Below are 21,108 nucleotides of genomic sequence, written 5' to 3' on the forward strand. Positions count from 1 at the left end.
TGGCGAAGACGACGACGACCGGTCGGTGAACGGGCCGGCAGGCTGAATCAGGGGCGTCACGGCATCCAGGTCACGACCAGATCTGGGGCCGGGCGCCCCTGCTGCTTCGCCTGGTCCGTCCAGGCGGGGTAGTCGTCCAAGAACTGCCGGAAGGGACGCACCGCGGCGGCGGTCTTGGCGTCCAGGCCGTCGGCGATCTCGTCGATGGCCTGCCGGGTGGCGAGCACATGGGCATGTTTGGCGTATCCCCAACGCTGCCCTGGCAAGGGAAAAAGCGGGATCTGCGGGTCGCCCTGCAGCAGCTTCTCCAAGGCGAACTGGCTCGGCAGTCCGGCGGTGGCCAGGTCGAATTCCAGATCCGACATCTCACGTTCGTCGACGTCGAGGTCCAGGCGTCCCCAGCTCAACTCGCCCAGCCAGGCAAGAACGATCTGCCAGGCGTAGCCCTGCCGCTCGGGCCCGATGGCGTGGGCGGTCAGCAGAGCCTCGACATCGGGCGGGGCCGGACGATGGGGCACCGTCGGCGGATCGATGGGCCTTTTCATCGCCGGGCCGACGCGTCCCAGCAGCTTGCGGCGGCGGCCATGGGGGTCGGCAGGGGCAGGGAAGTCGGCAGCCGCGATCTGCCGTAGCCGGCTGGCCAGTTCGGGTTCAGCCCCGAACATGTCACGTAGTTCGGTGATTCCGATCGCAAACTGCGACAACCGTCCCATGTCATGAGGTTAGTCGCTGAACAGTCTCAGTAGCGCGCGATACGGCGGTCTGCTGTACTGGCGGGGCTGAGGGTTAGCTAGACTGTCGCGGGTACTCAATGGACAGGAGCGCCGATGGCAAGGGTTCAGCCGCCACTGGCCTGTGCTGCGGCATCGCTGCTGGTCTTCGGAATGGCTGCTCCGGCCGCTGCAAGTCCGGGCGATGTCATTACGTTGGCCGACCCCAGCTTGAGCGCTTCGGGCGCGTTGGCCGCCGATCCGGCGAGGGATGTCTATTGGACGGCTGCCGGTTCGGGTGCGGTGCAGGCCATCAACCCGGACGGATCGACCGCAGGTGAGGTGAGCTACGCTGCCGCTCCGACCGGCGTGGAGGCCCTCGCCATGTTCGACGGCGCGCTTTACGTCGGCGATGTCGGTGGCGCCCGCTCAGCGGTCACCGTCTACCGTCTCAATTCGATGGACTACGGCACATCCGCGGCCTTCACCCAGTGGACGCTGCACTATCCGGACGGCGCGCACGACGCGATGACCATGATGGTCTCGCCGCGCGGCAACATCTGGATCGTCACCAAGGGATCGCCGGGCGGGCTCTACTACGTCGAAGCGCCCGGGACGCTCGCCGAGCTGACCCTGGAGCGGGTGGCTGACGCACCCGATTGGGTGACCGATGGCGTCTTCACGGACGGATCCACTGCCGTGCTGCGCACCTATAACAGTGTGCTGACCTTCGACATGATGGATTATGCGGTGACGGCGGCTGAGGTGGCGCCCGCGCAACCGCAAGGAGAATCCGTCACCACAAGCCTCGACGCCACGGGACTGGTGCTGGGCAGCCGCAACGACGACCGGCTGCTGGAGGTCACCGCGCCGACGACGATGGCCGATGTCGGTGAGGCACCCTCGACTCCGCCGGGCACCGCGACCGTCGCTGAGCCCACCGAGGCCCCGACGACGGCGGTCGAGGAGGCCGAGACGACCTCTGCTCCCACAGATTCGGAAACCCAGGCCGGCAAGTCCGGGGGCGGGCGAGGCAGGTACGGTGCGTTGGCTATCGCCGCGCTGGTGTCGGTGGTTGCCGGGGGAATCGCCTACCTGACGAGCAAGCCGCCGTCGAAGCATTACCGGCGGCGTCACTAGGCTATTCGGCGCTGTCGGCGGCCGGACGGTCGGGCCCGGCGTCGGCGATCGCGGTGGCGTCCAGGTCGATCGGGATGCTGCGGGCCTGTCGGACCGCTTCCGCCAGCACGTTCAGCCGGGCGTCCGGTACCGCAAGCAGTGGCACGCCGTGGGGCAGCCGCGCCAACCCGGACAGCCGCGGATCGGCGAGCACATCGGCCACGGCGGTCTTGTCGCCACCGGTGATCAGCGCCTCACAGCCGTCGAGTCGGGGCAGTAGGACTTCGGCGGCATCGTCCGCGGCTTGTTGGTAGGCGAAGCGAGTCTGATTGGCGCGGCGGCGGGCATAACGCTGCTGCGACCAGCCGCCGGCCTTCGTCCGCGATTGCACGTAGTGCCGGGAGGTGCGATGGACGATCAACTCGTCGCCGTCGGCCACGCCCACGGCGCTGGCAGCTTTGCGCACCAACAGCACCGCGACGCGACGCGGGCGGACGAGCTGGGCCAGCGCGTCCGGCAGGCTTGTGGCCGGGTCGAGTGGTTCCCAACGGTTGATCAGGCGTGCTCGAGCGTCATCGGCGGCCTGCAGGAATATCGCGCCGGGCAGAATGGTTGAGGTGACGGTTCCATGGCGGGATTCGAATCGCTCGATCCAGCCGGGCAACCTTCCGGTGGCGACGCTGACGCGGCGAGCAGTTGGGAAATCCATGCTCATTGCGCCATGCTATGCCTTGGCGGAGACGTTATGTTAGGCCATGCTAAGCGTGGCAGTCGGTTAGGCTTTCAGCTAACCAGGAGGGCCCGAATGAACGATCTGATCGATACCCCGGAGATGTATCTGCGCACCATCCTCGAGCTTCACGAAGAAGGCATCGAGCCACTACGTGCGAGGATCGTCGAGCGGCTGCATCAGTCGGGTCCGACCGTGAGCCAGACCGTGGCCCGGCTGGAGCGCGATGGGCTGCTGACGGTGCAGGACAACCGGCGCATTGAGCTCAGCGAGATCGGCTGGGAGCGTGCCCGCAAGGTGATGCGCAAGCACCGGTTGGCCGAGCGGATGTTGTCGGACATCATCGGACTCGACTACTCGATCGTGCACGAGGAGGCCTGCAAGCTGGAGCATGTCTTCGGTGATGCCATCGAGGAGCGGCTCACCGTGCTGCTGAACTCGCCGCAGCTGTCGCCCTATGGCTGTCCGATCCCATCGCTTGAAGGTGAACTTCATCCGGAGGTCTTCCGGGAGGGTGTGGTCGCGCTGGCCGAGGTCGTGACCGGCGAGGTGCAGAGTTTCAACCTGGTGCGGCTGAGCGAGTTCGTCCAGGCCGACGAGATGGCGCTGACCGGGCTCAAGGATGTCGGTGTGGTGCCCGATGTGGCGATTTCGGCGGTGGAGGTCCATTCAGCCGTCGAGATCAGGGGCCCCGAGGGGCGGGTCCGGGTCGACAAAGCGATCGCGGGCGGGCTGTGGGTAGCCGACAAGGAGGCTGTCGCGCACTGATCGCCAAGGGACCTGACTAGGCCGGGGAGCCTGGCGAAAGGGATCTGACAAGGCCGAGGGACCGGATAAGAAGAGGCTCTGACGAAAGCGCCGCGGACCAGGGATGACCGTCTGCGGCGCTGTTCTTTGCGCCCGGTGGGTCGGGTCTTCGCGGGAGGTATTGGCCAGGGGGTGCGTCCCCTCATTTCGGGGCATAAGGAAAGCGGCTGCCGCACGAGAGGCCGAAGCCGTCTACCCACCCCCAGGAGACAAATCATCGGCGGCAACCGCTTTCGTCACCAACAATAACCTATGCGGGACTGAATGCAAGGCGCCGTGGACAAAGTTGCCAAGGAAGAAATGATCTTGGTCTGACGGCCTCTGACGGCCCATCTTCGAGGGGGCCGGACGCGCTGTTGATCGCCCGCCGGGCGCCTATTGCGGCCGGTCTCGGCCCTCCCCATCGGGACGAATCGCTCGTCCCGATTCCCGGAGACTCGCCGTCGCGAGCGGCAGATTGCGGACGAAGGGTTGGCCGAGTCGGCGTCTGGGTCTACGCTTAGCTGCGTTCGGTATGGCCCCATAGCTCAGGGGATAGAGCAGAGGTTTCCTAAACCTTGTGTCGCAGGTTCGATTCCTGCTGGGGCCGCCAATAAAAACACTAGTCAGATGATGGTTGCCGGTTGAGTAAGGTGGCCATATCGGCGGCAGGCATCCTTGCGAGGCCCTACGAATGGCTGTTTCCAGCAGGTCTCGTGTCTCCGGCACCTGTTCCGCCAAGTGAAGGGCGGATTGAGCGGACTCGCTCGCGCCGGCGTAGAGATGGGTAGCCGATGTGTTCAAATGTCAGCCAGATTTGAACACATCTGGCGGACATGTCCATTGCGTGTATGTGTGACTGGCGGCACAGGCTCGCCGCCCGGCGGGATTGTGCGCCATCTTGTCTCCTGTGACGGGGCGAATCCCGATCCTGCGCCGTCGCGTAGGGAGAGTTCTGCCGCGAGTGCTTCGTCCACGCGATTGAATGGCTGTATCGACACGCACATGGAGGTTTCAGCATGAAGGTGGGGATCGTCGTCGGTTCGATCCGAGAGGGACGCAAGGGCATCCACGTTGGCCAATGGGTGTTGGACGAGGCGTCCAAGCGCGAAGACGCCACGTTCGAGCTGATCGACGTGAAGGAGTTCGATCTGCCCCTGCTGACGTCAAGCACGCTGCCGGCCGCGGCCAAGCGGCAATACGACTTGGAGAACGTGCGCCGCTGGAGCGCGGCCATCGACGCCTGCGATGCCTATGTCTTCGTGACGCCCGAGTACAACCATGGCGTGCCCGGCGCATTCAAGAACGCGGTCGACCTGCTCGGACCCGAATGGGTGGGCAAGGCAATTGGCTTCGTGTCGTACGGGTCGGCCGAGGGCGTCCGGGCCGTGGAGCAGTGGCGCCAGATCGTCGCGAACTTCTCGATGTTCGACGTTCGTGCTCAGGCGTCGCTGTCGAACTTCACCGAGTTCGCTCCCGATGGCACCGTTGTCCCGGGTCCACGGCGTGCCGGGGACCTCAATGGACTGCTGAATCAGCTCATCGGGGCCGCCGAGAAGCTTTGACGGACGGGAGCCCGACGCTGGGCATCCCGGGGCTTGCGCGGGATGCCCAGCCTGCGCCCCCTGCCTCCGATCCGCGAGGAGGGGACGCTGCCGATCAGCGGATCAGGCCCACTCTGCGTAGCTGTCGATCTCGCCGCGCAGCTGTGCCTTCAACACCGCCGGAGCCCAGGAGATGTCCACGGCGTTGCGCGCAAGCTGGGTAAGGAACTCGTTCGAGACATCACCCTCGTCGGCCACCCGCTGGTAGTTCTCCGCGATGTAACCACCGAAGTACGCGGGATCGTCCGAGTTCACGGTCACCTTGACGCCCTCCCCGGCCAGCTGCTTGATCAGCGCAACCTTCGAGCCGTCCGACACCCAGGTGTTCGAGATCGGGCAAGAGGTCAAGCCGATGCCGCGTTCTGCGATCAGCCTCACCAGCTCCGGATCCTCGACAATGTTGGTGCCGTGGTCGATGCGCGCCACCCCGATCTCCTTGATCACGGTGGCGATGTGCTCGATCGAGCCGGGGATATCGACGTCGCAGTGCATCGTCAGCAGATAGCCTTCGGCCTTCGCCCTCGCGAACACGGACGCGAACTTCGACGGCGGGTTGCCGTTCTCGTCCGAGTCGAGGCCCACGCCCAGGATCCACCTGCGGTAGGGCAGCGATTCCAGCAGCGTTGCCATCGCGTACTCGGGCTGGAAATCGCGTAGAAAGCACATGATCAGCGCGGACGTGATGCCGAGCTGCTGCTCGGCTTCTATCTGTGCCCGCCGGAGCCCCGTGATCACGGTGTTGAACGGGACGCCGCGCGAGGTGTGCGCCTGTGGATCGAAGAAGATTTCGGCATAGCGCAGATTCTGCGGCGCCACCTTGCGGAAGTAGGCCATCGCGAGGGCGTAGAAGTCCTCGGCGGTCTGCAACACGCTCATGCCGTCGTAGTAAGCGTCCAGGAACGAGGTCAGATCATCGAACTTGTAGGACGCCCGCACCTGCTCGGGCGTATCGAAAGGGAGCTTGATCCCGTTTCGTTGCGCCAACTCGAATTTCAGTTCCGGTTCGAGGGTGCCTTCGATGTGCACATGCAACTCGACTTTGGGCAGACCCAGGACGAATGGTGAGATTTCCATAGCTCCATCCTGCTACTGACCCAGGTAGTTGGGTCTAGTTAGCTGCGGGCCCCGCAGATAATCCGACCCATCAACCAGGCAGCGCGGACTCGTCGCCGGTGCAGGTAGGTTTCTTCCCATGAGCGAAGCAGAATTGGCCGGCCTGGTGGCGCGTTCGCTGACTGGCGAGGACGCCCTGCCATCGGGTCGTCCGGGAGCCGACGCCACGCAGCCCGCCCGAATTGCTGATGCTCTCAGGGCCGCTGGCTGGACCACCGACCGGATCGCCGCAGTGCGGGAAGCTGCCATCCAGGCCGGACATCCCTGGCCCTTCCCGGTACCGGCAGACCTGCGCGGCACTGTCGGTGCCGCGCAGCTGCTGACCGCCAGCTGGGCGGTCGCCGGGGAGCTCTCCGTCGGCGCCGAGGTACGACTGCGCGACAGCTCGATGCCACTCAGCACCCATGATCGAGCCCTGCTGCAGGAGCGCCCACCTCATCACGGAAATGTGGGCTGACAAGGTGGGCTGCGTGTCGCGGAAGGGGTTCGCCGGTGCTGCCGCGGTAGCCCTGTTGTGCGGGTGCACAGCGTTCGGCCCAGCGGCCCATCCGACCCAGCGGGCGGTCGAGTCCATTCTCGACGGCGCCGGTCAATCCGTGTTCACCCGCCTGGTACTGACTCCGGATGCCCACGACATCCAGGTCGCGGTGCGTGTCGACGGGACCGAGATCTGGTGGACGCAATCGGGGGCCGGCGATCGCGTCGTCCAGCCATCGGTGGTCGGTGCCAGCCGCCCGGACGCGGTCGACTTCGATGCGCTGGATGCCCAGCTTGCTTCTGTCGCGCAGTCGTGCGACCTGGATCCCCAGCTGGCCGTGTTCGTAGCTGCGACCGGGGCGTTGGTCGCCGACTCAACGTGTGATGGCCGGCTCACCGCGACATCGCTGCGAGGTGGCGAGCCCGCCTCCGCAGATATCGATCTGGCCAGTGTCGAGGGCATCGACCGGCTGCTGGCCGAGGTGTCCGCGGCGCTGCCGAATCAGCGCGCCTATCAGATCAGCCTGCCCGGTCCGGCGTCACCGCGCGGCGACACGGCCCGCGCCGAGGGAGGCCCATGGGTGCTCGCCGATGGAACCACCTGCATGGTCAGCTATCTTCGTGCCGGCCAGGACGCAGCCACCGGCCAGGTGCGGAGTTTCCGCTGTGACGGTTACGGGCAGCAGACGGTCGACTATGACGCTCAGCAGCCGTTCGACCCGGCCGCGCTGAGCGCTGCGGACATCCGCAGCGCGATGGCTGACGGCTTGGCGGCCAGCGGATTCGACCCGCAAATGGTGAGTTACTACGGTATTTATGAGCTGCTGGGCACCGGAACGATGCTGGCGATCATCACATCCGATGGGAACTACCACGAGAGCAGCCTCTGACCGCGTGAGCCCACCCTGGCGCCGGCACATCATCTGAACGGCCGGGTCTGAACAGTCGGGTCTGAACGGCCGAGTCTGAATGGCCGAGTCTGAACGGCCGAATTTGAACAGCCGAACCGGCGCGAAAGAGGGGCACGTCCCGTAGGAACGCGCCCCTCGAATCAGTGAAGCGTGAAGCCTAGACCTTGTTGCTCGCGAGCAGATCGCGGATCTCGGTCAGAAGCTCAGCCTCAGTTGCCGCCGAAGCTTCTTCTTCCTTGGTTGTGTCCATGTGCTCTCGCAGCTTGTTGACGGGCAGCACCAGGGCGAAGTAGACGACAGCGGCGACCAGCACGAAGCCGACCAGCTGAGTCACGAACGGCCCGAACGGGATGCCGCCAGGCTGCCAGTCATCGAAGTTCGGCGGGCCACCAAGAACCAGAGAGATCAGGCTCAGGACGATATTGGTGAACGACTGAACGACGCTGTTGAAGGCAGCGCCCATGATGAATGCGACAGCCAACTCGATGAGATTGCCTCGCATGATGAAATCTTTGAAGCCCTGCATAGATACCTCTTGGAGTGGGATTCGCGCCGCCGGGGCGGCGTCACCTGTTGCTTTGGACGCCAATAACTATAGGTATGCCTAACCACACGAATGCGTTGTCTCAAGGTCTTTGATGTTCGCGGCGAGCAGAAATCGGCCCCTCGGCGTGGGCCGAGGGAGTCGACGCTCCGGCCCGCACCCGATCGTGCGGCGACGCCTCATCCATGGCATCTGCATGACGATGGCCATATTCCGGCCTGCGCCCGATCGGGCGGCGACGCCTCGTCCGGGGCATCACTGCATGACGATGGCCATCCGCATCTGGCTGGACGCAGCCGCCAACCGCGCGGCGGTCTCGGCGTTCGCAGCAACCACGACCAGCCCACCGGATTCGCCACCACCCAGGCCGCTGCTCTGTGACACCGGCAGGGCGGCGACCCGCACATCGGTGGCGAGATCGACCACGCCGCCGTCCATCGTGGAGCCCACCACGGTGATACGGTCGCCCACCTGCAAGAGCGCCACTGTGGCAGCATCCGGTACCCGGAACGGGACCAGCCGTTCATCGCCGCTGCTGGTTTCGCGTCCGTTCAGCATGTTCGCGCTGGTCACAACGCTGCCCCGCGTGAGACTGCCGGTCAGTATTCGTCCGATCGCCTCGGCGGGATCGTGGAGTGCCTGGTCGGGCATCAACTCCATCGGAAGCTGGATCACCTGAAGATCAGCTTCGGCCAGCGTGCTGCCGGCCGATAGCGCGCGAGCCGCGACCACAACCGGGCTGGACTCCGGCCGCGCGGGGGCGAGCGCGGACAGGCTCGCGAAAAGGCAGATCGTCGCTGCCAGGACACCCAACCCGCGGCGGTGCCACTTGGCGAACCGCGTCAGGCGGGTGAGCAGTTCAGTGGGATTCATATCCCAAGGATTGGTAAGCGGGCACGAAATCGGTCAAGATTTCTGCCCGCTGTGGACAACTCGGTGAACCCGAGTTGGGGGACGGAACTCACCAGAGGTGAATCCAGTGCTCAGGCGTGCCGGTTCGAGAACTACAGGAGTGCTTGAGTCGAGCCGGTACCGGGGTTGAGTCAGCCCGGAGTACCGGTGTCAGGTCGGAAAAGCGGAGGTGCCGGGGATTAGAGCGAGAGGCCCGGGGGCGTCGGGCGTCGGCTCGCAGCTACCGGAACTCCGGGCCTCAGGCGGCCGCTGAATCCTTGGCCGTAGAGCCGCTCGAGGACGAGGCCGCGGCGGCCGACGAGGTGCTCGACTCGGCCGCGACCGGGGTCGGGCTGTTGCTGGAGGCCGGGGACGCGACGCTGGATGCCTTGCGCGAATCCGTGGCGTAGAAGCCGGAACCCTTGAAGACGATGCCGACCGCGTTGAAGACCTTGCGCAGCGACCCGCCGCAATCCGGGCAGATCGTCAAGGGGTCATCAGTGAACTTCTGAAAGGCCTCGAGATCGTTGTGACAGGCCTGGCAGCGGTACTGGTAAGTAGGCATCTGATCAGCTTTCGATGTGGTCCGTTCGGGGACGGGTGCCTGACGGTGCTAGCACTCGACATCTCCGATTGCCAATGATAACGCCTCGAACCGGATGCAGCATTCCCGTGTCCGTTGTGGTTGCTGTCCGGTTGCCGCGAATCTGCGGTGGCAACCGGGCTAATCGGCCGCCCGCGCAACTGAGGTTCGGATCGTGCGCGTCGGCGTGACAAGCCAATCGACCGGCTGATCGTGCGGCTCCTGCGGCACGGTTCGGATCTCGTCATCGTTGAGCAGCGCGATCACCGGCACCCCCGCACGCCGGTGCACCAGCGCCCGGTCGAACCAGCCACCCCCGGTGCCCATCCGGCTACCATCGCCGCCCGCGCACAATGCCGCCGCGATCACGATCTTCGCCTCGCCGAGCACGCGCGAGCCCAGACCCGGACCGACCGGATCGGGAATCCCCAATACCCCCTCGACAAGGTGATCAGGTCCCTCGAACCACGTCCAGTCCGGTTCGCGCCGCGGCCGGCCTCTGTCATAGGTGGTGAGCTTCGGCACCAGCACCCGATGCGTATCGGCCAGCGCGGCGACCAGGTCCGCCGTGCCCGGTTCGCCACTGCGCGACAGATAGCAGGCCACGATGGCATCGCGTCCCTGATCACCGAGCAGTTCGGACACCAACGCCAGCACCCGGGTGTCGCGCAGACGGTCGTCCGCCAGCTGTTGTTCGGTAGGCCGGGCCGCTCGCTGCCGCCGGATCTCGGCGCGGATTCGGTCACGGACGGGGGAGGCTGCGTCCGGTCGGGAGGGCATTCACCTATCGTAGGGCCATGCGCTTGTTCAAACGCCGCAGCGAAGCCATCGAAGTCAGTGTGCCGGTCGAGCCCGAGCCTGCCGCCACGCTGCCCGACCCTCCGGGCACCGATGCGCGAGGACGCCGCAGCGTCGCCGACGAACGCGACTACCTGTTGTCGCTGATCACCCCGCTGCCTGCCTTCGGCATGTACCTGCTGGACGCCTGGGGGACCGCGGTCTGTGAGGACATCATCGCCGACCACAACCTGCCCGATGATGACCTGGTGGCCGTCGCAGGTTTCGCGGTGCGCGCCGACGATCTGTCGGGCGCCGACGAGCCGGGCGGGGCCAAGCTGCGGCTGCGTGACGACGACAAGGTCTTCAAGGTCGGATCGGCGGTCCCGGTGCACGCCGGCCAGCCGTTGCCCGCCGGCGCCGATGCCGTCATCGCCGAGTCCGACGCCGAGCTCAACGGCACCACGTTGTCGGTGACGCGCCCGGTGAAGTCTGGCGATCATGTCCGCTGGACCGGCTCCGAGGCCCGTGCGGGGGTGCCGATCATGCGTTCGGGACAGCGCCTGGACGCCCGGAGCAGCGCTCTGCTGGCCCTGGCCGGGATCGACCGGGTGCTGGCGCGACCGCGTCCGAGGGTGGTGGTGCTCAGCGTCGCCGCGGACGATCCCCAGCGCGCGGACGTGGAGTCGCCGTTGCTGGCGGCGGCCATCAAGGCAGACGGTGCCCAGGTGTGGCGGGTCGGCAATGCGAACGGTACTGACCGTGAGCTGCAGGATCTGATCAGTGACCAGCTGATCCGCGCTGACATCGTGGTGGTCTCGGGCGAGCTTTCCGAATCGACGCAGCTGTGCCGGGTGGTGGCGTCGATGGGCCTGATGGATCTCGCCGATGTCGCTCTCGAACCCGGCGGACGCATCGGCTTCGCCGTAGTCGGTGAGGACGAGATCCCGCTGGTGCTGTTGCCCGACGAGCCCGTGGCCTCGTACATCGGCTATCAGTTCTTCGTGCGGCCGTTGATCCGCAAGCTGATGGGTGCCCCAGTGGTCACCCAGGCAACGGTGAATTGCCTAACCGGCGGCGAACTGCACGGACGCGAAGGCGTCGTCACGGTGCGGCTGGGGGCCGTGCGTGAACAGCAGGGCGAGAATGTCGTCGTCCCCTTGGGCAATCCCGAACACCCACGGCTGAGCGACCTGGTGAGCGCGGACGCGCTGGTCGTCTTGGACGAGAAGGGCCCCACGGTCTCGCTCGGCGAGCGCGTGGGCTGCTGGCTTCTCGATGACTGAACCGGGTGCGTCCGATACCCCGATTGCCGGCTGGCCGACCGGCGTGGTCTTGCCGTCCGAGCACAGCTGGCCGGTCGCGATCCGGGTCGGCGCGGTGGTCCTGCGTCCGCTCGTCCGACGCGACGAACGGGCCTGGGACCAGCTACGGGCGGCCAACCACGCGTGGACGCATGAGTGGGACGCCACGCTGCCCCCGGACGCGCGCTATGAGCCGATGCCCTACCGCGCCTGGTTGCGACGCACGACCGCGCAGGCCAAGGCGGACAGTGTGCTGCCCTGGGCGCTGGCGGTCGACCCGGGGTGGCCCGGCGCCCCGACCCAGGTCGGCCGGACGCGGCTGATCGGACAGCTGACCGTCTCGAACATCCTCGCCGGTTCGGCGCGCTCGGGGGTGATCGGCTATTGGATCGATCGCAACCACGCCGGACGCGGATTCGTCCCGGCTGCGGTCGCGTTGGCTTGCGACTACTGCTGGCAGGTGATGCGGCTGCATCGCATCGAGATCTGCATTCGCCCGGAGAACGCGCCCAGCCTGCGCGTGGTGGCCAAACTCGGCTTCCGTGAAGAGGGGCTGCGTCCACGATTTCTGCACATCAACGGCGATTGGCGTGATCACCGGGTCTTCGCCCTCAACCGCGAAGAGGTGCCCGGCGGACTGCTGAACCGGTTGCTGCCCGACGGCCGGCTGCCGAGGCTCACACCATGAAGATCAAACTCGGGTCGTAAAGCTGCGATATGCGCGGCGCGCCTGGCTGACGGCCCGCGCACTGGGCCCTAGTTTGGGTCGCGTGATGACAGGAGTGATCTTCGGGGCAATCGTTGTCGTGTGGCTGATCATTCTTGTGCCCCAATACCTTGGGCAGCACGACCAGGGCAGCCGCATCGACGAACGGACGATCGATGAGTTCGCCGACTCGATGCGCGTTATTCGGCGTAGTGGCCAGCCGGAACAGGGCTTCTTGACCGATTCGGGCGCCCAGGTTTCGACCCCGCACACCCGGCGGGCCGCCCGGCGTGATCTGCGCAAGATCTCCCATACCGCGATGCGGCGCCGCAAGGTCGGCCTGCTGGTGCATCTGGCGATGCTGGTGGTCGGTGTGGTGGCGCCGTTCGTGCTGCCGATCTCGCACTGGTGGGTCGTGCTACCGGTCGTCCTGCTGATCGGCTGGATGATCCTCAGCCGCATCAGTGTGGTGACCATCGACCGCATGCTCGAAGCCGAGCGTGAGGAACTCATGTTCGGCGACGAGGAGATGACCATCGTGATCGGCGATCCGTCTCACACTGCCCGGGACGAAGCTGAACCGAAGACCGAGACCGAACGTTCGATCGACCTGGCCGGCTCGATCGGTGAGTCCCTCGGGTCGCTGTGGGATCCGATCCCGGTGACGCCGACGACCTACGTTTCGCGGCCGCTTCTGCCGCGTTCAGTGCGGACGATCGACTTGGCCGCGCCGGTTGCATCCAGCGAGCTGGGTGTTCCGGTCACCGCGGAGCGGCCCGTCCGTGGGCGCGACGATGCTCGGGACGAGTTGCCTCCGGCGATCGGCGAGTAGTCCTGTCGAGCCTGCTCGGCAGAGGTACCGAGTGGCCTTGCGGCCGTCGCCGAGGTGCGGAAATCTCGCCGGCGGGCGTCGCTTTGGGGTCAGGGACGAGGTCGTGTACCATCTACGGGTACCGCAAAAACGGTCCTGGGGCATTGGCGCAGTTGGTAGCGCGTCTCGTTCGCAATGAGAAGGTCAGGGGTTCGAATCCCCTATGCTCCACCGCACGCACAAGGCTCGAACCCTTGCCAACGGAAACGTTGGTCGAGGTTCGGGCCTTGTTCGCGTCTGCGGCCCAGGACAGGGCGTTGGCGTTGACCTGCGGATCGAGGAGCATCTCGAAGGGCTGGTTGTGCTCGACGCGCAGCTCGTTGTCCTCGTCGATGAAGACCTTGGTGAAGAAGGCCTGGTTGCACAGGCGCCGGTTGGTGTCGTCGCAGCGGGTGTAGATGTCGGCGCAGTTGGCGAGTAGGCCGAGGGCGTCGTCGAGGTGGGCTCGGGCGTCGGCGTAGTCGCCGAAGTGGGCGTCGATGCGGCGGGTCACTTGGTTGAGTTCGGCGACGATGCGGTCCTGCTCGCGCTTGAGCACGGAGAGCGGGATCGCGTCGGCGTAGTGCGCTTGCATGAGGCGGTCCTGCTCGCTTTCGAGCCGGTCACGGTTGGTGGTGAGGCGTTCCAGTTCCTCGGTTTCGACGGCCATGAGCCGGTCGAACTCGTGGTGGAGCATGCCCGCGAGGGCGTCCTGCTGGGCGGGCGTGATCTGGACGCGGGTGTAGTAGTCCTCGACGAGCTTCTCGACGTCTTCGATGAGCATCGCCTGGCGTGTGCAGTCGGTGCGCTTGGAGTGCCGACCGGAGCACACGAAGTAGCAGTAGACGTTGCCGTGGCGGTTCTTCGCGTTGGAGACGATGAGCCGGGAGCCGCACTGGCCGCAGTGGATGGTGCCTTTGAGGTAGTGGCCGTGGACTTGGGTTGCCTCGACGGCGCACTGGTGCGCGGTGAGCACGGACTGTACCTGGTACCAGACCTCGGCTGGCACGAGTGCCGGGTGGCTTCCCTTGTAGCGGGTGCCCCTGTAGATGACATCGCCCTTGTAGTACGGGTTGGTCAGGAGCCGATGGATGGTGGATACCGCCAGAGGCTTCGCCGGCCTCTTCGGCGTGGGCAGGCTGCGCAGCCCGCGCGAGGTGAGTTCGTCGTGGAGTTGGCTGACGCTCCAGTTGCCCGAGGCGTACGCCTTGAACGCCCACTCGATCATCGGTGCTCGCTCGGGATCGAGCTCGATGGTGCGGACTTCGCGCCCGAGCTCGTCGCGCTTGCGGACGTTCAAGTAGCCGATGGGCGCGCGCCCGTTCGTGCCGCCGCCGATGGCCTTCTGGTTCATGCCTTTGGCGACCTCGGTGGCGAGGTTGCGGGAGTAGAACTCGGCGATGGTGGACATGATGCCGTGCAGCAGCATCCCGGAGGGGGTCTCGTCGATGTTCTCGGACGCAGACACGAGCATAACCCCGCACTGTTGGAGTGCGAGGTGGATACTCACGTCGTCGGCGCGGTTGCGGGCGAGCCGGTCGACCTTGTGAACGATGCAGTACGCGACCTTGTTGGCCTTGACATACTGGATCATCCGCATCAGCTCGGGCCGGTCGGACGACTTGGCTGAGGCTCCCGCGTCGACGAACTCCTCGACGATGCCGGCGCCGAGCTGTTCGGCCTTACGCCGGGTCGCTTCGCGCTGGGCAGGGATCGAGAAGCCTTCGTCGGTCCCGCCCTTCTCGGCCTGCTCGCGGGTGGAGACCCGCAGGTACGACACGGCGGCAGCCGCAGTCTTGGGCGGGTCGATGAGGCTGGCTGCCGGATCGTCGGCAATGGTGGTCATCGGGGGCTCACTCTCACGCGGTTCGACCCTCGCGCTCCCACTGTTGGTGGGAGGGGTGTTGATCGTGAGAGCAGCCGTCGAAGGCTGTAGGGCGAGACCCGATGGTCTCGGTGCGTGTTGCCCGCCGAGCGGCGAGGTTTAGGCCACAACACCCCGCATCGCGAGGCTTGCACAGTTCATTCTACCGGGCGGCTTCAGAGGCGGCCAGGCCATCCGGCGCCGCCCGGTAGGTGTCGGGCACCCGCTCGGCCGCGCGGGCCGCGCGGCTCTCGCCGGTCTCCTGCAATGTCAGCCGGATGAGAACCTCGGCGAGCTTGTGCAGGTCGGCGCGTTCGCGGTGGACGGCCCGGACGGAGAACGACCGCTCCTCGTAGGGGCGACGGTCGGTCTTCTTGGCGTAGCGGCTCATCGGTCTACTGCGCTTCGTCGTCGTCCAGGCCGGCGAAGAACTCGTCTTCGGCCTCCTGGCGCTTGCGGACTTGGGCGATGACGAACTCGACGAACTCGGCGTCCCGGTCGGTGAAGGTGAAGTCCTGGATCGTGGGTGCCGGGTCCTCACCGGGCCACGCAGCTTGCCGGGTCGGGCGGTCGCGGTCCCCACGAGTGCCGCAGGCCGTGACCCAGTAGCGAAGCCGCTCTCGAGCGTCGGCGAAGTCGCGGTGCCAACCGAGCGGCGCGGATGCGTTCTGCTCGGGGTCGTAGGCCGCGAGCCAATGCAGGTGCAGCGCCGACAGCTCCCAGACCATCTCCGGGTGGTGGTGCCAGAACGGCGGCACCACCGCGACCGGGAGGCCATAGGTGCGCCGCAGCCAGTCAACCCACCGGTTCAGCGCGAGCCATTCCTGCTCCAGCTCGTGCGCCGTCAGCAGGTTCCAGTTCACGGGGTGCGGCGGTTCGGGCATGTCCGCGTTCGTGACACGGGGCGGTCCGTCGAAGACGTCCGGCTCATCCATCTCATGCTGATCGTTCATGGTGCTTCGACTCCCGAACTCACATGCTGACCGGGGCGTGCGCCGCGGTCGCTGCTCGCTGCGTCGGCTCGTACGTTGCTGCGTCCCGGCCCACTCCATTGCGCGGCGTCCGGTCGACCTCGTAGCGGGTTCGCGCGGCGTCGTGGCCGATCTTCTTGGCGACGAACTCTTCGCCCTCGATTGCCTGACCGTTGCGCTCGTAGTTGACCGGCCGCGTGTAGCCCTCGGCGACGAAGTTGTCGCCCTGGGCGAAGCTCGCGTGCGCGTGCTCAGCGGAACGCCCGAACATCACCAAGTGGTGGTAGGTCGTCTCGGTCTGCGTGAACGAGCCGTCGTCCTCGCGGCGGAAGTGCTCCTTGCCGATACGGGCGAAGAACCTGGCGTCTCCCTTTGCCGTCTCGGTGAGCAACGGCTCCGAAGCGATGAAGCCTGACAGCGATTCCTGGGTGTGAATGGCCATGATGGCCTCCTCCTGACTCGGGCGACCAACTGCGTGTGGGTCGCTCTGTCAGGCAGGTGCACTGGAGCTTCCAAGCGTCGTCAGGAGGCGGGACGGTGGCGCAGAAGCGCTTCGAGTTCGTCGCGGTCAGTGCGGAGCTGCGCTGCGTCGGGCCGGGTCGGCCAGGCGCGCAGGTCGGTGACGATGGGCGGCGCAGAGCGCAGCATCGTGATGCCGGTGCCGAACGGCAGTGTTCGGATGCGGTCTGGCGGCAGGATCGGGACGCGGCGGATCGAGCGCTGATTCGAGCGGGTGCCGTGGTCGCCGAGGGTCACGCTGTCGGTGTACTCGTCGCGCTCTCCGATGAGCGTGGAGAGGTCTTGGAGGTCACGGCTGTTGGATGCGCCGCCGAGGATGATCTTGACGATGCTGGCGTCCCAGATCGCGCCGGCCTGATGCTCACTCCACCTGTCGCGAGCCTGGGCGAGGGACTGCAAGACCGGCATGGTCGTGATCCCGGTGCCGCCACCTTCGGCCATGAGCGTCGGCAGTGACGGCAGCGGCGCGAGGTTTCCGATCTCGTCGAGCGCGAGCAACAGCGGCGGGTCGAGCCGGGCTCCCGGTGAGCGTGCGGCGAGTCGGCGGGCGGTTTCGATGAGGTCTTCGACGAACGCCGCGACCAGCGACGCGGAGGCTCCCGCTCCGGCACCGGTGGCGAGCAGGTAGAGGGTGCCTTGCTCGGTGAGGAAGGTCTCGGGGTCGAAGTGTTCGTGCGGTCCTGGCGTGACAGCATCGAGCACGCGCGGGTCGGCGAGGGCTGCGAGCGCGAGGGAGACGCCTTGCCAGATGCTGTCGCGGGTCTTGGGGTCGGCGTCGATCATCGCGGCTAGCGAGTCGTCCCAGCCCATCGCGGCGTTCGGGTGCGAGTTGAGGATCGCGACGGCCTCCGACGCCGCGCTGGGATCAAGAGTCCACCTGAACAGCTCGGCCGGCTGGCGGCCGTCGAGCGCGGCAGCGTGCAGCAGGCTCTGGAGTGCTGTGCGGGTCTTGCCCTCCCAGAACCCGCCGGACTCGACCCCGCCAGCACTGAGGCCTGTGGCGGCGGCGAGGCCGTTGGCGCGGATCATCGCGGTCAGCGGATCGTCGCACCCGCGAATGGGCGACCAGCGCAGCCCGGCGGGGATGTCCTCGGCGAGGTGTTGCGGGTCGAACACGGCGACCGGCCCGCCCTTGCGGCGTCGGTCGCGGAGGGTGGCGGTGAGGTTATCGGGCCTGGTGCTGGTGGTGACGACCGCTCCGGGTGCGTCGAGGATCGCGTTGATGACGACATGCAGGCCCTTGCCTGAGCGGGGCGGGCCGATCAGCAGGATCGAGTCTTCGACCGATGCCCAGACCTTCGTTCCACGACTGGCACCGAGCAGGTAGCCGACATCCTGCGGTGCTGGCGACTCCAAGGAGGGCCGCAGCGTGGCCGCGCGGTGAAGCAGTGCTTTCGCGGATGCGGCGGTCTTGACCTCGTGGCTGGTCGCGATCCCCGCCAGTCGGTGCGGGTCGGTCTCTGTCTTCCGCGTGTGGCGGCGCAGCACGATCCACACCCAGACGATCCCGGCAGCGAGTCCGCCGAGCAGTGCCGTGCTGACAAGCCAGTAGACGACCGGGTTGAGTCCGTCGGCACCGAGCGCGGTCGCTGGATCGCCGGGGTTGAACAGTACGGCGAGCCCCGCCGCTGCGCCGGCGTCTGGTTGCGGTGTGCCGGTGAGGAACGCGGCGACGCTACCAGCGGCGCGGAGGGCGAGAGCGATCCCGAACATGCCGATCAGGCCAATGAGGGCGGCGTTGGTGAGTTCGTCGCCCATGCCCGCGGCTTGCCGCTGGTTCATGTCAGCCGCCGCACCGCGAGCGTGCCCGAGATGCGCCCGAACAGGATCACCTCGTGTGTGCCGTCCGGCAGGTCGTCGAGGTCAATGAGCGTCCGGGTTTCGCCGGTTCCGGTGGCGTCGGTGTGGGAGTCGATCGTCGCGACGGCGACATCCTCGCCGGGGACGAACCCGCCCGCGGTGACCTCGGCCAAGCGCGGCATCCGTCGGGCGTGACGGCTCCGACGAGTCTCCGGCACCGGGTTCTCGGTCGGTGCCGCTGCGCGTCGGGGCTTGCGGGTGCGGAGGATGTCGGGGAAGACGCTGCCATCGTTCTCGCGCACTTCGACCCGGACCGCGATGGTGCGGTCCTTGGTGATGGCATCCATGAGCGGCCCGAACGTCGCCCGCGTCCAAGCGCTCCCGTCCGGCGACGCGAACGGTGTCCCATCGACCATCGCGGCGAGGGTGCCGTCTTCGGCGACGGTCACGAGGACATGCGGCAGCTCGACGGGAGCCGTGTTCTCGTCGTCGGTCGTGGTGGATCGGCGTGGGCCATTGAGGTTCATCGGTGGCCTCCGGCTGCACGGGTGCTGGTGTCGAATAGTGCGAGTTCGTCGGGGTGGAGTTGGTGTTGGCAGACGAAGCTTCTGGCCTTGATCCGCCATAGGCCTTGTCCGACGCCGAGGTTTGGCAAGAGCTGCTGCTCGGTGCCGGTCAGGCCGAGAGCGGTAGCGGTCGGTCCGAGTTGGTCGGACTCCTGCCGGTACACGATCCGCGTCTCGGCGTTCGCAAGCAGTGAGTTGGCCAGCGAGCGCATGGCGGAGCCCTGGTCGCCCACGTTGTCGAGGTCGGTGAGCTTGTGGAAGATCAGCATGTTCGCGATCCCGTAGTGCCTGGCGAGTCGCCAGTGCGCATCCATCCGCCGCAACAGAGCCGGGTGGGACATGAGCCGCCAGGCCTCGTCGTAGATCACCCACCGCTGCCCACCGTTCGGGTCGAGCAGCGCAGACTCCATCCACGCCGACGAGCACGTCATCAACACCGAAATGAGCGTCGAGTTCTCGGTGACCCGCGAGAGATCGAGCGAGATCATCGGCAACGACGGATCGAACGCGACCGTCGAAGGCCCATCGAACAGCCCGGCCAGGTCACCGGCCACGAGGCGGCGCAGCGCATGGCCGACAAGCCTGCCGTCCTCGGCCAACCTGCCGTCGGCATCCGCACTCGGGGCGAGGATGCGATCAACGACCATCGGCAGGATCGGCACGTCGTTCTCCCGCACCGTCTGAGTCAGGGCGATGTCGATCGCGGTGTGCTCCAACGGCGACAAGCCGCGCGCGAGCACGGTCTCCGCGAGGGCGCCGATCAGGTCACGGCGTCGCGCAGCGACGGTCGAGGCCCACTGCTCATCCGAGAGTCCGCTGGGCCGGTGGCCTTCGTCGAGTGGATTCAGGCGAGTGTTGAGTCCGTGGCCGAGGACGATGGCGCGTCCGCCGACGGCGTTGGCGACGGCGGTGTGTTCGCCCTTTGGATCGCCGGGAACGTACACGCGCCGCCCGAACGGTAGCGACCGCGTGTAGAGGGACTTGGCCAGCGATGACTTGCCGGAGCCGACGATCCCGGCCAGCACCACGTTGGGTGCGGTGATGATGCCGCGTGCGTAGAGCACCCACGGGTCGTAGACGAAGCTCCCGCCCGAGTAGAGGTCTTGGCCGACGAACACGCCGTCGGCGCCGAGACCGCCCTCGGCGACGAACGGGTACGCGCCCGCCAGTGTCGCCGACGTGTCCTGATGCCGCGTCAGATGAAACCGACCTGGGGTGCGCAGCCGCGCAGCACCGGACTCGCCCGCCTTCGGCAGGTAGATCGTCGCGCGGCGCTCGGCGCGCTCCTGCTCAGCCTTCGCCTTCGCGGCGGCGATCGCGGTCCTGTGCTGCTCGGCGTGGAGCCTCGCCTCGGCCTTGCGGCGCTGCTTGCGGAGCTTGCGCCGCTCCTTCGACGGTGCCACCAGAACGGCAGTGTGCAGCCGCGCGCGATCCTCGGTCACCGCACCAGCCCCCGCGCCTGCTTGACCGCCGTGATCTTGGCCGGCTCGAACCACGACCCGTCTCGCTTCGGCGCGGGCAGGTCGGCCCGCTCTGGGGCGCCCGGCGACGAGTGCGACACCAGCAGTTCCGGCCCACCCTGCACCGGCTCGGGCTCGATCTGTTCGGCGGCCTGGGTCTCTGCCTCCGGTTCGGTGTAGCGGCGCAGCAACGAGACGTAGCCGACGTGCGGGTTGACGACCAGGGCGTAGTCGCCCGAGAGCGCCACCCGGTCGTTTGTTCCCTCGCCGGGCTCGTCGTAGACGTATCCGTTCTCCAGCGCGGCCTGCGTGGTCTCGTCGCCGTAGTCCCACTGCGCGAGGAAGTCCACCGCATCGACATGGCCCAGCTCGCCGAGGATGCGCAATGGCCGGTCGGCCTCTTCGCCCTGGAGGAACACCACGCTGACCCACCGCGACGGCGCGGCCTCCTCGACGGCGGGCTCGGGATGCCAAGCGATCCGCCCCGCAGCGATGAACCCCTCCGCGAGCCGGTCATACGCCCGGTCGACGAGACTCGCGGCCTGACGCAACTCCTCCGCAGTGGCGAGCGCGTCCCGCACTCCTGCCTCGTGGCTGCCGGCGTCGTTGAAGGCGTGCGCGGCCTTGCGCTCGTGAACATCAGCGATCTGGTCGAGCGCCTGCCGCAGCGACCGCATCCCCGAGGACAGGTCACCGATAACCCCATACATCTCGGCTGGCTGATCGAACCCCCGGCTCGCGTGAGTGAGTCCGCGCAAGGCTTCGGACGCCTCAGCGGCATCGGCAGTCGAATCGAAGAACGTGGGCATGGTCGGCCTCCTCG

General features: G+C 66.9%; 23 protein-coding genes, 2 tRNA genes and 1 pseudogene. 11 read left to right on the forward strand and 15 right to left on the reverse strand.

The annotated features are described in order from the left end of the window. Nucleotides 1–56 precede the first annotated feature (56 nt). Nucleotides 57–713 carry a hypothetical protein gene (locus QUE25_RS08485; protein ID WP_286264003.1) on the reverse strand — a complete coding sequence of 219 codons (657 nt, stop codon included), beginning with the start codon at nucleotides 711–713 and terminating at the stop codon, nucleotides 57–59. A 114-nt stretch (nucleotides 714–827) separates the two neighbouring features. On the opposite strand from QUE25_RS08485, the gene QUE25_RS08490 reads away from it, so the two are divergent. After that, complete coding sequence (locus QUE25_RS08490; RefSeq protein ID WP_286264005.1) at nucleotides 828–1,850, forward strand: NHL repeat-containing protein; 1,023 nt, start codon at nucleotides 828–830, stop codon at nucleotides 1,848–1,850. 1 nt (nucleotide 1,851) lies between these two features. On the opposite strand, the gene QUE25_RS08495 is transcribed toward QUE25_RS08490, so the two are convergent. Continuing rightward, complete coding sequence (locus tag QUE25_RS08495) at nucleotides 1,852–2,544, reverse strand: acVLRF1 family peptidyl-tRNA hydrolase (protein WP_286264007.1); 693 nt, start codon at nucleotides 2,542–2,544, stop codon at nucleotides 1,852–1,854. 90 nt (nucleotides 2,545–2,634) lie between these two features. Between QUE25_RS08495 and QUE25_RS08500 the strand changes: the two genes are divergently transcribed. The 3 genes from QUE25_RS08500 (at nucleotide 2,635) to QUE25_RS08510 (ending at nucleotide 4,910) form a co-directional block, all read left to right on the forward strand. Continuing rightward, the gene (locus tag QUE25_RS08500) at nucleotides 2,635–3,327 is read left to right on the forward strand and encodes a metal-dependent transcriptional regulator (protein ID WP_286264009.1); all 693 of its coding nucleotides are present in this window, start codon (nucleotides 2,635–2,637) and stop codon (nucleotides 3,325–3,327) included. Between the two features lie 555 nt (nucleotides 3,328–3,882). Beyond that, nucleotides 3,883–3,958, forward strand: a tRNA-Arg gene (locus QUE25_RS08505). Between the two features lie 406 nt (nucleotides 3,959–4,364). Beyond that, nucleotides 4,365–4,910 (forward strand): NADPH-dependent FMN reductase, encoded by a 546-nt coding sequence (locus QUE25_RS08510; protein ID WP_286264011.1) that lies wholly within the window; start codon nucleotides 4,365–4,367, stop codon nucleotides 4,908–4,910. A gap of 102 nt (nucleotides 4,911–5,012) precedes the next feature. On the opposite strand, the gene add is transcribed toward QUE25_RS08510, so the two are convergent. Continuing rightward, nucleotides 5,013–6,023: an adenosine deaminase gene (add, locus tag QUE25_RS08515; RefSeq protein ID WP_286264012.1), complete on the reverse strand. Its 1,011-nt coding sequence runs from the start codon at nucleotides 6,021–6,023 to the stop codon at nucleotides 5,013–5,015. Nucleotides 6,024–6,141: 118 nt separating this feature from the next. Here add and QUE25_RS08520 point away from each other — a divergent pair, with 118 nt between their 5' ends. Both QUE25_RS08520 and QUE25_RS08525 read left to right on the forward strand, forming a co-directional pair. After that, a complete protein-coding gene (locus QUE25_RS08520; protein WP_286264014.1) occupies nucleotides 6,142–6,519 on the forward strand; it encodes a hypothetical protein in 378 nt (125 codons plus the stop codon). A 13-nt stretch (nucleotides 6,520–6,532) separates the two neighbouring features. Continuing rightward, the gene (locus tag QUE25_RS08525) at nucleotides 6,533–7,429 is read left to right on the forward strand and encodes a hypothetical protein (protein WP_286264016.1); all 897 of its coding nucleotides are present in this window, start codon (nucleotides 6,533–6,535) and stop codon (nucleotides 7,427–7,429) included. A gap of 178 nt (nucleotides 7,430–7,607) precedes the next feature. Here the strand turns inward: QUE25_RS08525 and mscL are convergent, their stop codons facing one another. The 4 genes from mscL to QUE25_RS08545 all read right to left on the reverse strand — a co-directional run bounded on the left by mscL (nucleotide 7,608) and on the right by QUE25_RS08545 (nucleotide 10,248). Beyond that, complete coding sequence (gene mscL / locus QUE25_RS08530; protein WP_286264017.1) at nucleotides 7,608–7,976, reverse strand: large conductance mechanosensitive channel protein MscL; 369 nt, start codon at nucleotides 7,974–7,976, stop codon at nucleotides 7,608–7,610. Between the two features lie 273 nt (nucleotides 7,977–8,249). Then, nucleotides 8,250–8,867 carry an SAF domain-containing protein gene (locus QUE25_RS08535; RefSeq protein ID WP_286264020.1) on the reverse strand — a complete coding sequence of 206 codons (618 nt, stop codon included), beginning with the start codon at nucleotides 8,865–8,867 and terminating at the stop codon, nucleotides 8,250–8,252. Nucleotides 8,868–9,144: 277 nt separating this feature from the next. Beyond that, nucleotides 9,145–9,450 (reverse strand): FmdB family zinc ribbon protein, encoded by a 306-nt coding sequence (locus QUE25_RS08540; RefSeq protein WP_286264022.1) that lies wholly within the window; start codon nucleotides 9,448–9,450, stop codon nucleotides 9,145–9,147. Nucleotides 9,451–9,609: 159 nt separating this feature from the next. Beyond that, nucleotides 9,610–10,248 carry a 5-formyltetrahydrofolate cyclo-ligase gene (locus QUE25_RS08545; protein WP_286264024.1) on the reverse strand — a complete coding sequence of 213 codons (639 nt, stop codon included), beginning with the start codon at nucleotides 10,246–10,248 and terminating at the stop codon, nucleotides 9,610–9,612. 17 nt (nucleotides 10,249–10,265) lie between these two features. On the opposite strand from QUE25_RS08545, the gene QUE25_RS08550 reads away from it, so the two are divergent. The 5 genes from QUE25_RS08550 (at nucleotide 10,266) to QUE25_RS08570 (ending at nucleotide 13,547) form a co-directional block, all read left to right on the forward strand. Next, nucleotides 10,266–11,531: a molybdopterin molybdotransferase MoeA gene (locus QUE25_RS08550; RefSeq protein ID WP_286264026.1), complete on the forward strand. Its 1,266-nt coding sequence runs from the start codon at nucleotides 10,266–10,268 to the stop codon at nucleotides 11,529–11,531. Between the two features lie 79 nt (nucleotides 11,532–11,610). Then, a complete protein-coding gene (locus QUE25_RS08555) occupies nucleotides 11,611–12,237 on the forward strand; it encodes a GNAT family N-acetyltransferase (RefSeq protein ID WP_286268526.1) in 627 nt (208 codons plus the stop codon). 82 nt (nucleotides 12,238–12,319) lie between these two features. After that, nucleotides 12,320–13,087, forward strand: coding sequence for a hypothetical protein (locus QUE25_RS08560; RefSeq protein WP_286264028.1), 768 nt, complete (start codon nucleotides 12,320–12,322; stop codon nucleotides 13,085–13,087). Nucleotides 13,088–13,224: 137 nt separating this feature from the next. Next, nucleotides 13,225–13,297: transfer RNA gene (locus QUE25_RS08565), tRNA-Ala, on the forward strand. Then, nucleotides 13,290–13,547, forward strand: a complete 258-nt coding sequence (locus QUE25_RS08570; RefSeq protein WP_286264031.1) for a hypothetical protein — start codon at nucleotides 13,290–13,292, stop codon at nucleotides 13,545–13,547. The genes QUE25_RS08565 and QUE25_RS08570 overlap by 8 nt, the downstream gene beginning before the upstream one ends. 363 nt (nucleotides 13,548–13,910) lie before the next feature. Here the strand turns inward: QUE25_RS08570 and QUE25_RS08575 are convergent. The 8 genes and pseudogenes from QUE25_RS08575 to QUE25_RS08610 all read right to left on the reverse strand — a co-directional run. Next, nucleotides 13,911–14,951 (reverse strand): annotated as a pseudogene (locus QUE25_RS08575) (recombinase family protein); the annotation flags it as partial. A 181-nt stretch (nucleotides 14,952–15,132) separates the two neighbouring features. Next, nucleotides 15,133–15,360, reverse strand: a complete 228-nt coding sequence (locus QUE25_RS08580; protein WP_034224858.1) for a hypothetical protein — start codon at nucleotides 15,358–15,360, stop codon at nucleotides 15,133–15,135. A gap of 4 nt (nucleotides 15,361–15,364) precedes the next feature. Then, on the reverse strand, nucleotides 15,365–15,922 hold the full coding sequence (locus QUE25_RS08585) for a hypothetical protein (protein WP_425332698.1): 558 nt from the start codon (nucleotides 15,920–15,922) through the stop codon (nucleotides 15,365–15,367). A 19-nt stretch (nucleotides 15,923–15,941) separates the two neighbouring features. Then, entirely contained in the window at nucleotides 15,942–16,382 is a 441-nt protein-coding gene (locus QUE25_RS08590) for a single-stranded DNA-binding protein (protein ID WP_034224863.1), read from the reverse strand. 80 nt (nucleotides 16,383–16,462) lie between these two features. After that, nucleotides 16,463–18,241 (reverse strand): type IV secretory system conjugative DNA transfer family protein, encoded by a 1,779-nt coding sequence (locus QUE25_RS08595; RefSeq protein WP_286264045.1) that lies wholly within the window; start codon nucleotides 18,239–18,241, stop codon nucleotides 16,463–16,465. Then, nucleotides 18,238–18,786 (reverse strand): hypothetical protein, encoded by a 549-nt coding sequence (locus QUE25_RS08600; RefSeq protein WP_286264046.1) that lies wholly within the window; start codon nucleotides 18,784–18,786, stop codon nucleotides 18,238–18,240. The genes QUE25_RS08595 and QUE25_RS08600 overlap by 4 nt, the downstream gene beginning before the upstream one ends. After that, a complete protein-coding gene (locus QUE25_RS08605; protein WP_286264048.1) occupies nucleotides 18,783–20,267 on the reverse strand; it encodes an ATP-binding protein in 1,485 nt (494 codons plus the stop codon). The genes QUE25_RS08600 and QUE25_RS08605 overlap by 4 nt, the downstream gene beginning before the upstream one ends. Beyond that, a complete protein-coding gene (locus QUE25_RS08610; protein WP_286264050.1) occupies nucleotides 20,264–21,094 on the reverse strand; it encodes a hypothetical protein in 831 nt (276 codons plus the stop codon). The genes QUE25_RS08605 and QUE25_RS08610 overlap by 4 nt, the downstream gene beginning before the upstream one ends. Nucleotides 21,095–21,108: the final 14 nt, after the last annotated feature.

The organism is Brooklawnia propionicigenes, assembly GCF_030297015.1.
Taxonomy (GTDB): Bacteria; Actinomycetota; Actinomycetes; order Propionibacteriales; family Propionibacteriaceae; genus Brooklawnia; species Brooklawnia propionicigenes.

Bases quoted from the DNA above. Each gene is read 5' to 3' on its own strand.
- QUE25_RS08545 (WP_286264024.1), bottom strand. From the start codon at position 10,248: ATGCCCTCCCGACCGGACGCAGCCTCCCCCGTCCGTGACCGAATCCGC.
- QUE25_RS08520 (WP_286264014.1), top strand. From the start codon at position 6,142: ATGAGCGAAGCAGAATTGGCCGGCCTGGTGGCGCGTTCGCTGACTGGC.
- QUE25_RS08510 (WP_286264011.1), top strand. From the start codon at position 4,365: ATGAAGGTGGGGATCGTCGTCGGTTCGATCCGAGAGGGACGCAAGGGC.
- QUE25_RS08600 (WP_286264046.1), bottom strand. From the start codon at position 18,786: ATGAACCTCAATGGCCCACGCCGATCCACCACGACCGACGACGAGAAC.
- QUE25_RS08570 (WP_286264031.1), top strand. From the start codon at position 13,290: ATGCTCCACCGCACGCACAAGGCTCGAACCCTTGCCAACGGAAACGTT.
- QUE25_RS08490 (WP_286264005.1), top strand. From the start codon at position 828: ATGGCAAGGGTTCAGCCGCCACTGGCCTGTGCTGCGGCATCGCTGCTG.
- QUE25_RS08590 (WP_034224863.1), bottom strand. From the start codon at position 16,382: ATGGCCATTCACACCCAGGAATCGCTGTCAGGCTTCATCGCTTCGGAG.
- QUE25_RS08585 (WP_425332698.1), bottom strand. From the start codon at position 15,922: ATGAACGATCAGCATGAGATGGATGAGCCGGACGTCTTCGACGGACCG.
- add (WP_286264012.1), bottom strand. From the start codon at position 6,023: ATGGAAATCTCACCATTCGTCCTGGGTCTGCCCAAAGTCGAGTTGCAT.
- QUE25_RS08495 (WP_286264007.1), bottom strand. From the start codon at position 2,544: ATGAGCATGGATTTCCCAACTGCTCGCCGCGTCAGCGTCGCCACCGGA.
- QUE25_RS08535 (WP_286264020.1), bottom strand. From the start codon at position 8,867: ATGAATCCCACTGAACTGCTCACCCGCCTGACGCGGTTCGCCAAGTGG.
- QUE25_RS08610 (WP_286264050.1), bottom strand. From the start codon at position 21,094: ATGCCCACGTTCTTCGATTCGACTGCCGATGCCGCTGAGGCGTCCGAA.
- QUE25_RS08485 (WP_286264003.1), bottom strand. From the start codon at position 713: ATGGGACGGTTGTCGCAGTTTGCGATCGGAATCACCGAACTACGTGAC.
- QUE25_RS08595 (WP_286264045.1), bottom strand. From the start codon at position 18,241: ATGAACCAGCGGCAAGCCGCGGGCATGGGCGACGAACTCACCAACGCC.
- QUE25_RS08550 (WP_286264026.1), top strand. From the start codon at position 10,266: ATGCGCTTGTTCAAACGCCGCAGCGAAGCCATCGAAGTCAGTGTGCCG.
- QUE25_RS08580 (WP_034224858.1), bottom strand. From the start codon at position 15,360: ATGAGCCGCTACGCCAAGAAGACCGACCGTCGCCCCTACGAGGAGCGG.
- mscL (WP_286264017.1), bottom strand. From the start codon at position 7,976: ATGCAGGGCTTCAAAGATTTCATCATGCGAGGCAATCTCATCGAGTTG.
- QUE25_RS08500 (WP_286264009.1), top strand. From the start codon at position 2,635: ATGAACGATCTGATCGATACCCCGGAGATGTATCTGCGCACCATCCTC.
- QUE25_RS08540 (WP_286264022.1), bottom strand. From the start codon at position 9,450: ATGCCTACTTACCAGTACCGCTGCCAGGCCTGTCACAACGATCTCGAG.